At 72.6% G+C, this 13246-nt stretch carries 12 protein-coding genes and 1 pseudogene; 7 read left to right on the top strand and 6 right to left on the bottom strand.

Going from position 1 to position 13246, the window contains the following annotated elements; translation table 11 throughout:
• Nucleotides 1-3: 3 nt before the first annotated feature.
• From ACIQM0_RS08845 to ACIQM0_RS08875, 7 genes are all read left to right on the top strand, one after another.
• Entirely contained in the window at nucleotides 4-1188 is a 1185-nt protein-coding gene (locus ACIQM0_RS08845; protein ID WP_401284816.1) for a Gfo/Idh/MocA family protein, read from the top strand.
• On the top strand, nucleotides 1185-2012 hold the full coding sequence (locus ACIQM0_RS08850) for a PmoA family protein (protein ID WP_401284819.1): 828 nt from the start codon (nucleotides 1185-1187) through the stop codon (nucleotides 2010-2012). The genes ACIQM0_RS08845 and ACIQM0_RS08850 overlap by 4 nt, the downstream gene beginning before the upstream one ends.
• Nucleotides 2009-3556 (top strand): family 43 glycosylhydrolase, encoded by a 1548-nt coding sequence (locus ACIQM0_RS08855; protein ID WP_401284822.1) that lies wholly within the window; start codon nucleotides 2009-2011, stop codon nucleotides 3554-3556. Before ACIQM0_RS08850 ends, ACIQM0_RS08855 begins: the two co-directional genes overlap by 4 nt.
• 63 nt (nucleotides 3557-3619) lie before the next feature.
• The gene (locus ACIQM0_RS08860) at nucleotides 3620-4954 is read left to right on the top strand and encodes an ABC transporter substrate-binding protein (RefSeq protein ID WP_401284825.1); all 1335 of its coding nucleotides are present in this window, start codon (nucleotides 3620-3622) and stop codon (nucleotides 4952-4954) included.
• Nucleotides 4955-5083: 129 nt separating this feature from the next.
• On the top strand, nucleotides 5084-5905 hold the full coding sequence (locus ACIQM0_RS08865; protein ID WP_401284828.1) for a rhamnogalacturonan acetylesterase: 822 nt from the start codon (nucleotides 5084-5086) through the stop codon (nucleotides 5903-5905).
• A 77-nt stretch (nucleotides 5906-5982) separates the two neighbouring features.
• Nucleotides 5983-7314 (top strand): polysaccharide lyase family 1 protein, encoded by a 1332-nt coding sequence (locus ACIQM0_RS08870; protein WP_401284830.1) that lies wholly within the window; start codon nucleotides 5983-5985, stop codon nucleotides 7312-7314.
• Between the two features lie 85 nt (nucleotides 7315-7399).
• On the top strand, nucleotides 7400-8497 hold the full coding sequence (locus ACIQM0_RS08875) for a pectinesterase family protein (RefSeq protein ID WP_401285112.1): 1098 nt from the start codon (nucleotides 7400-7402) through the stop codon (nucleotides 8495-8497).
• A gap of 51 nt (nucleotides 8498-8548) precedes the next feature.
• Here the strand turns inward: ACIQM0_RS08875 and ACIQM0_RS08880 are convergent, their stop codons facing one another.
• The 6 genes and pseudogenes from ACIQM0_RS08880 to ACIQM0_RS08905 all read right to left on the bottom strand — a co-directional run bounded on the left by ACIQM0_RS08880 (nucleotide 8549) and on the right by ACIQM0_RS08905 (nucleotide 13152).
• Nucleotides 8549-9271 carry a hypothetical protein gene (locus ACIQM0_RS08880; protein WP_401284833.1) on the bottom strand — a complete coding sequence of 241 codons (723 nt, stop codon included), beginning with the start codon at nucleotides 9269-9271 and terminating at the stop codon, nucleotides 8549-8551.
• Nucleotides 9271-9849, bottom strand: coding sequence for a SigE family RNA polymerase sigma factor (locus ACIQM0_RS08885; RefSeq protein ID WP_363028433.1), 579 nt, complete (start codon nucleotides 9847-9849; stop codon nucleotides 9271-9273). The genes ACIQM0_RS08880 and ACIQM0_RS08885 overlap by 1 nt, the downstream gene beginning before the upstream one ends.
• A gap of 253 nt (nucleotides 9850-10102) precedes the next feature.
• Nucleotides 10103-11554 carry a peptidoglycan D,D-transpeptidase FtsI family protein gene (locus ACIQM0_RS08890; protein ID WP_401284835.1) on the bottom strand — a complete coding sequence of 484 codons (1452 nt, stop codon included), beginning with the start codon at nucleotides 11552-11554 and terminating at the stop codon, nucleotides 10103-10105.
• Between the two features lie 89 nt (nucleotides 11555-11643).
• Nucleotides 11644-11862 (bottom strand): annotated as a pseudogene (locus ACIQM0_RS08895) (response regulator transcription factor); the annotation flags it as partial.
• Between the two features lie 42 nt (nucleotides 11863-11904).
• The gene (locus ACIQM0_RS08900) at nucleotides 11905-12378 is read right to left on the bottom strand and encodes a GNAT family N-acetyltransferase (protein WP_401284838.1); all 474 of its coding nucleotides are present in this window, start codon (nucleotides 12376-12378) and stop codon (nucleotides 11905-11907) included.
• 3 nt (nucleotides 12379-12381) lie between these two features.
• Nucleotides 12382-13152 (bottom strand): IclR family transcriptional regulator, encoded by a 771-nt coding sequence (locus ACIQM0_RS08905; protein WP_385352724.1) that lies wholly within the window; start codon nucleotides 13150-13152, stop codon nucleotides 12382-12384.
• Between the last annotated feature and the right edge of the window lie 94 nt (nucleotides 13153-13246).

Raw genomic sequence — 13246 nt, forward strand, 5'->3', positions numbered from 1 at the left:
CGCATGGGCCCCACACACACCCGCCCCACCCCGCTGCCGATCGTCCTCGCGGGCGCCCGCGGCCACGGGCGCTGGCACCTCGCCAACATCCGCCGCCTCCAGGACCAGGGCCTCGTGCGGCTCGCCGGGATCTGCGAACTCAACCCGCTCGGCGCGCACGAGCTCGCCGCCTTCGCCACCGAACTCCCGCAGCAGTCAGCCGACTTCGGGGCGCTCCTGGACTCCACCGGAGCCCGCGCCGCCGTCATCTGCACCCCCATCCAGACCCACACGGAGCTGGCGCTCACCGCCGCCGGACGCGGTGTCCACCTCCTGCTGGAGAAACCGCCCGCCGCGACCCGGGCCGACTTCGAGCGGATCCTGACCGGGGTACGGGACGCCGGCATCGCCTGCCAGGTGGGCTTCCAGTCCTGCGGCTCGCACGCCGTACCCGCCATCCGGGAACTCGTCCGCACCGGCGCCGTCGGCACCGTGCGGGGCTACGGGGCCGCGGGCGCCTGGGTCCGCGACGACACCTACTACCGGCGGGCGCCCTGGGCCGGGCGGCGGCGGATCGGCGGCACCGACGTGGTCGACGGGGTGCTGACCAACCCGCTCGCGCACGCCGTCGCCACCGCCCTCGAACTCGCCGGCAGCGCGGCGGCGCAGGACATCGCATCGATCGAGACCGAACTCTTCCGTGCCCACGACATCGAGGCCGACGACACCTCCTGCGTACGCGTCACCACCACGTCCGGGCTGCCGGTCACCGTCGCCGTCACCCTCTGCGCCGAACAGGCCGGCGAACCCTATGTGATCGTCCACGGCGACCGCGGCCGGATCACCTTCTGGTACAAGCAGGACCGGGTCCTCCTCCAGCGCGCCGGACACGGCCCGCGGGAGACCGTCCACGGACGGACCGACCTCCTGGAGAACCTCGTCGACCACCTGACGCACGGCACGGCGCTGCTCGTGCCGCCGCACCGCACCGGGGCGTTCATGGAGGTCGTCGAAGCCGTCCGGACCGCCCCAGAACCGCTCGCCCTGCCGTCCGGCGCCTGGCACACCGCCCCCGCCCTCACCGGCGGCGGCACCCGCCGGGTGGTGCGCGGCATCGACGCGGCCGTCGCGGCGGGCGCCGACACCCTCACGCTCTTCTCCGAACTCGGCGTCCCCTGGGCGCTCCCCACCGAGGTGAGTTCACCGTGACGACCACCGCACTCCTGAGCTGCGCCGGCCGCCCCGTCGGCCGCTACACCTACCTCCCCGCCCCCGACGGCCGCCCCTACCTCCACCCCGTCACCACCCTCGGCGGCATCCCGGTCACCGAGGAGCGCCCGGCCGACCACCTCCACCACCTCGGCACCTCCGTCGCGGTGCCCGACGTGGCGGGCCACAACTTCTGGGGCGGCCGCACCTTCGTCCGCGACCAGGGCCCCACCGCGCTCGACAACCACGGGGTCCAGCGCCACCTCGGCTGGAAGCTCCGCGACCCGGACGGCTTCGTCGAGGAGCTCAGCTGGGAGGCCGGCGACACCGAGCTCCTGCGGGAGCACCGCACGGTCGCCACCGCCGAACTCTCCGACACCGCCTGGGCGCTGGACTTCTCCTTCTCCCTCACCAACCGCGGCACCTCGGACCTCTCCATCGGCAGCCCCGCCACCAACGGCCGGCCGGGCGCCGGATACGGCGGCTTCTTCTGGCGCGCCCCCAAGGAGCCCTCGGCGCCCGCCGTGTTCAGCGGCCTCGGGGACGGCGAGGAGGCGGTGCACGGACACGCCGCCGACTGGGTCGCGATGAGCGGCGACGGCTGGACCCTGGTGTTCGCGGGGGCGACCGAGGAGACCCGGCAGGACCCGTGGTTCGTGCGGACCACCGAGTACCCGGGCGTCGGCTCGTCCCTCGCCGCCGCCCACCGGCTCCCCGTCCCCGCGGGCGCCACCGTCGTGCGCCGGGTCGTCACCGTCATCGCCGACGGCCGGCTCGACCGGGCGACGGCCGCCGCCTACGTCCGCCGGGCGGTGACCGCGTGAGCACCTCCGGCGGACGGCCCTGGACCGCCGACCTCGGTGACGGCACCTACCGCAACCCGGTGCTGAACGCCGACTGGTCCGACCCCGACGTGGTGCGCGTCGGCGAGGACTTCTACCTCACCGCCTCCAGCTTCGGCCGGGTCCCCGGACTGCCGCTGCTGCACTCGCGCGACCTGGTGAACTGGTCGCTCGTCGGCCACGCCTTGGACCGCCTCGAACCCGCCGCGGACTTCGCGGTGCCGCGCCACGACCGCGGGGTCTGGGCGCCGTCGCTGCGGCACCACGCCGGACGGTTCTGGATCTTCTGGGGCGACCCCGACCACGGCATCCAGCAGATCAGCGCCGAGGACATCCGGGGCCCGTGGACCGCTCCCCATCTGCTGAAGGCGGGCAGGGGGCTGATCGACGCCTGCCCGCTGTGGGACGAGGAGACCGGCGAGGCCTATCTCGTGCACGCCTGGGCCAAGTCCCGTTCCGGGATCAAGAACCGGCTCACCGGCCACCGGATGAGCCCCGACGGCCGGGAGCTGCTCGACGAGGGCAAGACCCTGGTCGACGCCGACACGATCCCCGGCTGGTTCACCCTGGAGGGCCCCAAGCTCTACCGGCACGACGGCGAGTTCTGGATCCTCGCCCCGGCCGGCGGGGTGACGACGGGCTGGCAGGGCGCCTTCCGCTCCCGCGACTTCTTCGGACCGTACGAGGAACGCGTCGTCCTCGCCCAGGGCCGTACGGGGGTCAACGGACCGCACCAGGGCGGCTGGGTCCGCACGGCGGCGGGCGAGGACTGGTTCCTGCACTTCCAGGAGCGCGGGGCGTACGGGAGGGTCGTCCACCTCCAGCCGATGCGCTGGGACGGCGGCGGCTGGCCGGTCATCGGTGACGCGGGCGAACCCGTGTCCGCGTACCCGAAGCCGGCCGTGCCCCGCCAGCCCGCCGAGGCGCCGGCGAGCAGCGACAGCTTCCCCGGCGGCCGGTACGGCAGACAGTGGCAGTGGACCGCCAACCCCCGCCCCGGCTGGACCGTCGAGCACGCCGGGGACGGGCTGCGGCTCAGCTGCGTACGGACCGCCTACGCGCACGATCTGCGGGCCCTGCCCCATGTGCTGGTCCAGCGGCTGCCCGCCGAGACGTTCACGGCCGAGGTGGAGGTCCGCCTCGGCAGTGAGGTGGCGGGCGCCAAGGCCGGGCTCGCCGTGCTCGGGGACGCGTTCAGCTGGATCGGCCTGGAGCGGTCGGACGGCGGGGGCGTCCGGCTCGTGCACCGGTACGCGGAGACGGTCGCCGAGCACGAACGGGACGCCGAGCACAGCAGACCGGCCCCCGAGGGGCGGGCCCGGCTGCGGATCGAGGTCGGGGCCGGGGCCCGCTGCCGCTTCCACGCCGACACGGGGGACGGGACCGGGTTCAGGCCCTCGGGCCAGGTCTTCGCGGCGGAGCCGTGGCGCTGGGTCGGCGCCCTCCTCGGACTGTTCGCCACCGCACCCACCGGGACGGGGCCGGCCGGGACGGCCTGCTTCACCGGATTCCGCACCACCGCCTGACCGTACGAAGCCCCCCACGCAGAGCACCCCTTCACACGGACAACCGACAGAGAAGAGCCGACCATGAAGATCTCGAAGACGCAGCGGGGGCGTGCCGCGGCAGCGGTGTCCGTCGCGGCGGTACTCGCCCTGACCGCCACCGCCTGCGGTGACGACGGCAGCGGGAGCGGCACCGAGGGCAGCGGCAAGGGCGAAATCACCTTCTGGGACAACAACGGCGGTCCACGCACCGCCATCTGGACCGAGATCATCAAGGATTTCGAGAAGGCGAACCCGGACATCAAGGTCAAGTACGTGCCGATCCCGATCGCCGACGTGCAGTCCAAGTACGACACGGCCATCGCGGGCGGCGGACTGCCTGACGTGGGCGGCGTGGGCACCGCCTACCTGGCCAACATGGTCTCGCAGGAGGCCCTCGACCCGCTCACCGACCGGATCAAGGACTCCGCCCTCAAGGGCAAGCTCGTCGAGGGCATGGTCGAGAGCGTCAAGGACGCCGGCGGCCGGGGCGACGACATGTTCGCCGTGCCGACCTCCGCGAACAACGGCGCGATCTGGTACCGCACCGACCTGTTCAAGTCCGCCGGCCTCGAAGCACCCACCACCTGGGCCAACTTCTACAAGGCGGCCGACAGGCTCACCGACAGCAAGAAGAACAAGTTCGGCTACACCATCCGCGGCGGCGCCGGCTCCATCGCCCAGGCCATGGACGCGGCGTACGGCCAGTCCGGCATCACGGAGTTCTGGAACGGCGACAGGACGACCCTCAACGACCCGAAGAACGTCGCCGCGCTGGAGAAGTACGCCGCGCTCTACAAGAGGTCGACGCCCGCCGCCGACGTCAACAACGACTTCACCAAGATGGTCGCCCAGTGGGACACCGGCACCATCGGAATGCTCAGCCACAACCTGGGCTCCTACCAGGACCACCTGAAGGCGCTGGGCAAGGAGAAGTTCGCCGGTATCCCCAACCCGATCGGCGACGGCGGCACCCGGGTCCAGGTCTCCAACCCGGTCGACGGCCTCGGCCTGTTCCGGTCGAGCAAGAACAAGACGGCCGCCTGGAAGTTCATCGAGTTCGCGGCCTCGCACGCGTCCAACAGCAAGTGGAACGAGTCCGCGGGCGCCATCCCGGCCAACACCGAGGCCGCCAAGGACCCGTGGATCAGCGCGGCCGAGCCGACCGAGCTCGCAGCGAAGGCCCTCACCGACGGCTCCACCAAGATCGTGCAGCTGCCGTACTACCTGCCCGACTGGAACAACATCAGCAAGGCCGACAACGAGCCGGAGTTCCAGAAGCTGCTGCTCGGCAAGGTCACGGCCAAGGCCTTCCTGGACAAGATCGCCGAAGAGCTGAACAAGGCCCAGACGGAGTGGAAGGAGATCGGCAACGGCTGAGCCGGCCGCTCGCAAGGCCGACACCCCGGTGACCGGGGGCCGGCGGGCGGGCCGCGTCCCGCCGCCGGCCCCTCTCCTCCTGCACATCCGTACGACCCCGTACGCATCCATGAGAGAGGCAGTCCCACCGTGTCACTCACCCGCAGGCGGACCGTGGCCGCCCTCGCCGCGCTGCCGCCGGCCCTCGCGACCACCACCCCCGCCGCAGCGCACGGCGCCGCCCGCCGCCCGCGCACCGTGCACATCGCGGGCGATTCGACGGCCGCCCGGAAGTACGCCGACGCGGCCCCGGAGACCGGCTGGGGCATGGCCCTGCCGTTCTTCCTGAGCCGCACCCTCACCGTCGCCAACCACGCGATGAACGGCCGCAGTTCGAAGAGCTTCATCGACGAGGGCCTGCTCGCCGCCCTGCTGGAGGGCGTCCGCGCCGGAGACCTCCTGCTGATCCAGTTCGGGCACAACGACGAGAAGACCGAGGACCCGGCCCGCGGCACCGATCCGTACACCACCTACCAGGACTGTCTGGGCCGGTACATCGCCGCGGCGCGGGCCCGCCGCGCCCGGCCCGTGCTGATCACCCCGGTCGAACGCCGCCGGTTCGCCGGGGACGGCACCGCGACGCCCACCCACGGCGACTACCCGGCCGCCATGCGCGCCCTGGCCGCCCGGGAGCGGGTGCCGCTGCTCGACCTGCAGGCCCTGTCCCTCGCCCGCTGGCAGGAACTCGGCCCCGACGGGACCGAGGCGTACTTCAACCGGCTGGAGCCGGGGGAGTTCCCGAACTACCCGGACGGGCAGCAGGACAACACCCACTTCCGGCCCACGGGCGCCATCGAGGTCGCCCGCATGACGGCCCGCGCCCTGCTGGACACCCGGGTGCTCGCCGCCCGCGACATCCGCCGCGCCGACGAACCCGTCCCCGAGACGTGGATCAGCTGGCCGCAGGCCTGACACGGCCCGCCCCGCCCCACCGCCCCACGCCCCGCACCCCGCACCCCGCACACCCGAACGAGAGCTGAGGATTCGTCATGTCCGCACGCAGATCCCGCACCCGTGCCATCGCCGTCGCGATGGGCTGCGCCTCGCTGGCCCTGGCCCTGGGCGTCCCCGCCCAGGCCTCCGCGCACCCCGGCGGGAAGGGCGTCGAGCGCTCGGTGCTTCCCGCAGGCGACGGCTGGGCCTCCGCGGAGGGCTCCACCACCGGAGGCGCCGCCGCCACCCCCGACCACATCTACACCGTGAGCAACCGGGCCGAGCTCATCGCCGCCTTCAAGGACGCGGGCGACGCCCCGAAGATCGTCAGGATCGACGGCACCGTCCACGGCAACGCCGACGCCGAGGGCACCCCGATCGACTGCGACGCGTACCGGACCGACGGCTACACCCTGGACGGCTACCTCGCCGCCTACGACCCGGCCACCTGGGGCCGGACCGAGGTCCCGTCCGGCCCCATGGAGGACGCCCGGCTGGCCTCCGCGAAGCTCCAGAAGGCCGCGGTGAACGTCTACGTCCCGTCCAACACCACCCTGATCGGCGTCGGCAAGGACGCCACGGTCATCGGCGCCAGCATCCAGATCCAGGGCGTCTCCAACGTCATCGTCCGCAACATCGGCTTCGAGGACACCTACGACTGCTTCCCCCAGTGGGACCCCACCGACGGGGAGACCGGCCACTGGAACTCCGAGTACGACAACCTCGTCGTCCACGGCTCCGACCACGTCTGGGTCGACCACAACACCTTCAGCGACGGGGACCGCCCCGACGCCGGCCAGCCCCGCTACTTCGACGAGCTGTACCAGCAGCACGACGGGCTCTTCGACATCGTCAAGGGCGCCGACCTGGTCACCGTGTCCTGGAACGTCCTCAAGGACCACGACAAGACGATGCTGCTGGGCAACAGCGACGGCGCCGCGGCCACCGACCGCGGCAAGCTCCGCGTCACCCTGCACCACAACCTCTTCAAGGACGTCAACGAGCGCGCGCCCCGGGTCCGCTTCGGCCAGGTCGACTCGTACAACAACCACTTCGTCGCCACCAAGGGCAGCGTCTACGGCTACTCCTACGGGGTCGGCGCCGAGTCGCACCTCGTCGCCGAGCACAACGCGTTCACCCTCAGCGGCGAGTTCGACAAGGCCAAGATCATCAAGAAGTGGTCCGAGTCCTCGCTGACGGCCGCCGACAACTACGTCAACGGCCGCAGGACCGACCTGATCGCCGTCCACAACGCGGGCGTTCCCGAGGAACAGCTCACCTCGGGAGCCGGCTGGACCCCGGCCCTGCGCAACAGGGTCGACCACCCGCTGCTGGTGCCGCTGCTCGTCGGCCTCGGCGCGGGCACCGGCCGGATTCCCGGCGCCTGACCGCTGCCTGACGGGTCCGGGCTGCCGCCCGGACCCGTCCCCCTCCGCGCCCCTCCGCAGAAGGAAGCCAGCCATGCCCGTACCCCTGCCCAGCAGACGCAGCGCCCTGACCCTGTTCGCGGGCGGCGGCGCCGCCCTCGCCCTCGGCGCGGCCCCCGCGGCCCACGCCCACGACCGCCCCTTCGGACGCCACGGCTCCCCGTCCCGCCGCCTCGACAGCGGGACGCTGTACGTCGACGCGCGCGGAAGGGGCGACCACACCGGAGTCCAGGCCGCCGTCGACGCCGCGACCGGCACCGGCCGCACCCTGGTGATCGCCCCGGGCACCTACCGCGAGACCGTCGACATCCCGGCCGACCGGACCGGCCTCACCCTCATCGGGGCGAGCGGCGACCCGCACGACACCGTCATCGTGTACGACAACGCCAACGGCACACCCCTGCCCGACGGTTCGGGCACCTACGGCACCAGCGGATCCGCCACCGTCACCTCCCGGCCCGCCGGCCTCACCGCGCACGCGCTGACCTTCGCCAACGACTGGCTGCGCGCCGGCCACCCCGAGTACACCGGCACCCAGGCCGTCGCCATCAAGGTGACGGGCGACCGTTCGGCGTTCCACGGCTGCCGCTTCCTGGGCCACCAGGACACCCTGTACGCCGATTCCCCCGCCCTCACCGACTTCGCCCGCCAGTACTACCGCGACTGCTTCGTCGAGGGAGACGTCGACTTCGTCTTCGGCCGCGCCACAGCCGTCCTGGACCGCTGCCACTTCCGCACCCTGACCCGCACCGACCTGGATGCCGCCCCGTACGGCTTCGTCTTCGCGCCCAGCACCGCCGGAGCCAACCCGCACGGCTATCTGGTGCTGCGCTCCCGCGTCACCGGCACCGCGCCGGACGGGTACGTCAAGCTGGCCCGCCCCTGGGTGCCCTCCTCCGACCTCACCGCGCGCCCGATGCTGACCGTGCGCGACAGCCGGCTCGGCGCGGGCATCGACACGGACGAGCCCTACGGGACCATGTCCGCGGGCTTCCCCTGGCAGGAGCAGCGCTTCGCCGAGTACCGCAACACGGGCCCCGGCGCGCGGGTCACCGTACCCGCCAACCGCCCCCGGCTGACCGCTGCCCAGGCGCGGCTGCACACCCCGGCCGCCTACCTCGGGGACTGGCGCCCGTACGCGTGAGGACCGGCACCGCGGCCAGGGGCTCTCGTCCTTCTGCCCCGTCCGGGCCGGTCAGTGATCCCGGCCGAAGGAGTCGCCCACCGAGGCCCGTTGACCGGAGGAACGGACGGCGTGCGCGGTCAGGGAGTCGCCCGAGGCGTCCCGTTCGCCCTCCGCGTGGTTGTACTGCCCGGCGAACGTGTGCGTGCCGGCCGGCACGGTGCGCCCCGGCCTCAGGGCCCACCGGTAGACGAGGAAGCCGCCGTCCTCGGTCGCCGACACGGTGAAGTCCCGCTCGGGCAGCGAGCGCCAGGAACCGGTGCTGGCCACCCCGCCGGTGAGCGCGATCCGCAGCTCGACGGTGAGCGAGGAGAGCGGCTCCGTCGTCCGCAGCGTCACATTGCTCTGGGCCCAGTACGCGTTGCTGTGCGGGTCGACGGCGCCGTCCGTCCACAGCGGGCCGTCCTCGGTGCGCGGCGCACCGCCGGGCGCGGCCGGCGTCCCGGTGGCGGACGGCGTGGTGACGGCGGACGGCGGGGCCGCCACCCGCTTCCCGCGCGGCTCGTCGCCACCTGCGGAGGTGACGGCGAACGCGCCGACCGCCAGCACCCCGCAGACCGCGGCCGTCGCCCCCGCGACCCGCAGCCACGGCGTCGCGGCGCGCGGCGGGCGCACGGCACGCGCCGGGGGGCGGCCCCCGGCCATCCCGCGCTCGACCCGGGCCCGCATCCGCTCCCGGTCCGGGCGGTGCGCCTCGGCGGCGTCCCGCAGCCGCCGGGGCAACTCCTCGTCCATCACTGGCTTCCTCCGGTGCGCTGCGCCGCGACGGCCACGTGTACGTGCGCGGCGGGCGTATCGGGACCGAGCAGCCGTTGCAGTTCCGCGACGGCGCGCGAGGTCTGGCTCTTCACCGTACCCACCGAGATCCCGAGCACCAGCGAGGTGTCCCGCTCCGAGAGGTCGAAGGCGTGCCGCAGCACCACACAGGCGCGCTTGCGGAACGGCAGCCTGCGCAGCGCACCCTGGACGTCGACCACCGCGGACACGTCCGGATCGTCGACCGCGTACCCGTCCCCGCCGCCGCGCGGCGCCCAGAACAGGGCGATCCGGCGGCGCTCGCGCACCGCGCTGCGGATCCGGGTCCTGGCCAGGTTGGCCACCACACCGCGTGCGTACGCCACCGGGTGGTCGGCGTTCCTGACCCGGTCCCAGCGGTGCCAGAGCGCCAGCAGGGCGTCGGCGGCCAGATCGTCGGCGGCATCGGCCTCACCGGTCAGCAGGTGCGCGAGCCGGGCGAGTTCGGCGTAGTGGGCCTCGAAGAACTCGTGGAACTCCGCGGCGGCGGCATCGTCGGCGTCGATGGATGTGCCCACAGCTACCTCGTCCCTGCGCTCGGATGGCCGGTGCGCGTGCCGGTCCCCGGCCGCGCACGTTCCCCGCTGTGTACGTTCCCGGACCCCGCTCACGGTGTGCGGGCGGGGCGAGAGCGTACCAGCGCACCCCGGAAGCGCTTCGACACGGGTGCGCAACCAAGTAAGGCGTAACACGGCGAAAACCTGAAGGGGCCGGGACACGGCGAACGCCCCGGCCCCGGAATCCGGGTGCCGGGGCGTCGTGTTCCTCCGGTCAGCGCTGGAGCGCGGCTTTCATCATCTTCTGGGCGATCGGGGCCGCGAGGCCGTTGCCGCTGACCTCCGACGCCGCCGAACCCGAGTCCTCCACGATCACGGCGACCGCGACCTCCCGGCCGTTCGAGCTGTCCTTGGCGTACGAGGTGAACCAGGCGTACGGGGTGTTGCTGTTGCCCACACCGTTCTCCGCGGTCCCCGTCTTGCCGCCCACCTCGGCCCCGCCGATCCGGGCGTTGGTGCCGGTGCCCTGCTCCACGACGGTCACCATCGCGCTGCGCAGCTGCTTGGCCGTGGACGAGGAGACGACGCGCTTCATGTCGCCGTCCGCGAAGTCCTCCAGCGTGCCGCCCTCGGAGTCCGTCACCTTGGACACCATGTGCGGTGCGGCGAGTTCACCGCCGTTGGCGAGGGCCGCGGAGACCATCGCCATCTGGAGCGGGGTCGCGGTGACCTCGAACTGGCCGATGCCCGTCAGCGCCGTCTGGGCGTTGTCCATCCCGGTCGGGTAGACGCTCTCGTAGGCCCTGACCGGCACATCGAGGTCCTCCGTGTTGAAGCCGAACTTCTCGGCCATCGCCCGCATCTTGTCCTGGCCGAGGTCGGCGGCGACCTTGCCGAAGACGTTGTTGCACGAGTACTGGAGCGCCACCCGCAGCGTCGCGTTCTCGCAGGGGGCGGAGGCGCTCTCGTTCGGCAGGGGGGTGCTGGTGCCGGGCAGGGTGTACGGCATCGGGCTCCTGGTGGCCTCGTCGACCGAGCTGTACAGCCCGTTCTCCAGCGCGGCGGACGCCACCACCAGCTTGAACGTCGAACCGGGCGCCAGCGGCTGCCGCAGTGCGCGGTTGATCAGCGGCTTGTCCGGGTCGGCGAGCAGCTTCTTCCAGGTGTCGCCGTCCGCCGTCCCGCTGATGTCCGACGGGTCGTAGGACGGCGAGGACACCATCCCCAGGATCTGCCCGCTCTTCGGGTCGATCGCCACGGCCGCGCCCTTGTCGTCGCCGAGCGCGTCGGCCGCGGCCTTCTGCACGTCCGGGTCGATCGTGGTGAGCACACTGCCGGGAGCGGTCTTCTTGCCGGTGACCACGTCGACGGGGTTCTTCAGCCGGTCGTCGGTGCCGTCCAGCACATGGCTGTAGATCCCTTCGAGCTGGGTGGAGCCGTAGGCCTGTGAGCTGTATCCGGTGACGGCGGCGTAGAGGTCGCCCTGCTTGTAGGTGCGCTTGTACGCGAGATCGCTGCCCTCCGTCCTCTTCGATCCGGTGACCGGCGAGCCGGCCACGATGATGTCCCCGAGCGGACGCGCGTACTGCGCGATCGTCCTCCGCCGGTTGTGGTCGTCGTCTGCGAGCGCCTTTGCCTGGTATGCCTGCACCCAGGTCGCCCGCCCCAGCAGGGCGAGGACCAGCAGCAGGCAGAAGACCGAGGCGCGCCTTATGGTCTTGTTCATCCCTTACAGGGGACGTGCGGGGCGCGGCGCGTCGTTCCCCGGTGTGCGCCTTCTCACCCCTTACTCATCGTCGCCGCCGTGCCCACGGCTCAGCCCGGTGTGACGAACCCCGACTCGTAGGCCGCGATGACGGCCTGGGTGCGGTCCCGGGCGCCGGTCTTCGCGAGGACGCCCGCCACATGGGTCTTCGCCGTCGCCGCGCCCACCCGCAGCCGGGCGGCGATCTCCGCGTTGGTGAGCCCGGCCGCCATCAGCCGCAGGACGTCCGCCTCCCGGTCGGTGAGCCGGGCCACCCAGGCGGGTGCGGCGGAGGCAGGCCACCGGACGGATGACCGGCCGGCCGCGCGGGTTCACCCGGGCAGGGTGAACAGCAGCTCGTCCGTCTCCTCGCCGCGGGCGTGCGCCCAGCCGTGGTCCGTGCCCGTCACGGTGAACCCGCACTTCTGCAGCACCCGCCGGGACCCCGCGTTGTCGGTCGCGGCACGCGCGTACAGCGGGCGCTCCGGTGCGGAGTCGAGCAGTGCCCGCAGCGCAGCCGTGGCCAGCCCGCGGCCCCAGTGCGCGCGGTCGATCCAGAAGGTGACCTCGCGGTCGTCCGGCGGTCCGTAGACACCGGCGTTGCCGACCGCCACCCCGTCGGCGAGCACGGTCCGCATCACGACCGACCCGTCGGCCAGGATGCGCGTCCAGTGGGCGTCGAACGCGTGCCGGTCGGTGGGGTCCTCGGCGGTGAAGGCGGCCGTGCGGACCGACTCGGGGTCGGCCATCCACGCGAAGAACAGCGGTAGATCGCCGTCCTGTACCGGTCGCAGCGAGACCTTCACGGGTCAGAGCCTCCGGGTCGCGAGGGTCAGCCGGTCGCGCGCGTCGAACAGCGCGTCCTTGACCATCTGTTCGTGCGCGGGCGTGAGCCGGGCGACCGGCACCGAGCAGCTGATGGCGTCACGGGCCGGGGTGCGGTACGGGATCGCGACGCCGAAGCAGCGCAGCCCCAGGGTGTTCTCCTCGCGGTCCACCGCGTAGCCCTGCTCGCGGATCAGGCGCAGCTCCTCGATGAGCTTCTCCCGGTCGGTCAGGGTGTGCTCGGTCAGCGCGGGCAGCGTCTCGGGCAGCATCTTGCGCACCTGCTCGTCGCTGTGGGTGGCCAGCAGCGCCTTGCCGAGCGAGGTGGAGTGCGCGGGCAGCCGGCGGCCGACACGGGTGAAGGGGCGCAGATAGTGCTGGGACTGGCGGGTGGCGAGGTACACCACGTTCGTCCCGTCGAGACGGGCCAGGTGGATGGTCTCCGTGGTGTCGTCCGAGAGCCGGTCCAGAGTGGGGCGGGAGGCCGCGACCACCTCGTCGCCGTCGATGTACGAGGTGCCGACCAGCAGTGCCCGTACGCCGATCCCGTACCGGGTCCCCGTCGCGTCCGTCTCCACCCAGCCCAGCTCGACCAGGGTGCGCAACAGCATGTAGAGGCTGGACTTGGGGTATCCGACAGCCTCCTGCACCGCGGCGAGCGAGTGCATGCCCGGCCGCCCGGCGAAGTACTCCAGCAGTTCCACCGTCCGTACCGCGGACTTGACCTGTGCCCCACCAGACTCGGCAACCGACATCGCCCTACGCCCCTTCCAGCCCACTTACGAAACCTGCGACTTCTTGCCAACACCGAACGCCCGGAAATAGAGTCGCTTCATATTCACGATCAGG

The organism is Streptomyces sp. NPDC091387, from assembly GCF_044756945.1.
Lineage (GTDB): Bacteria > Actinomycetota > Actinomycetes > Streptomycetales > Streptomycetaceae > Streptomyces.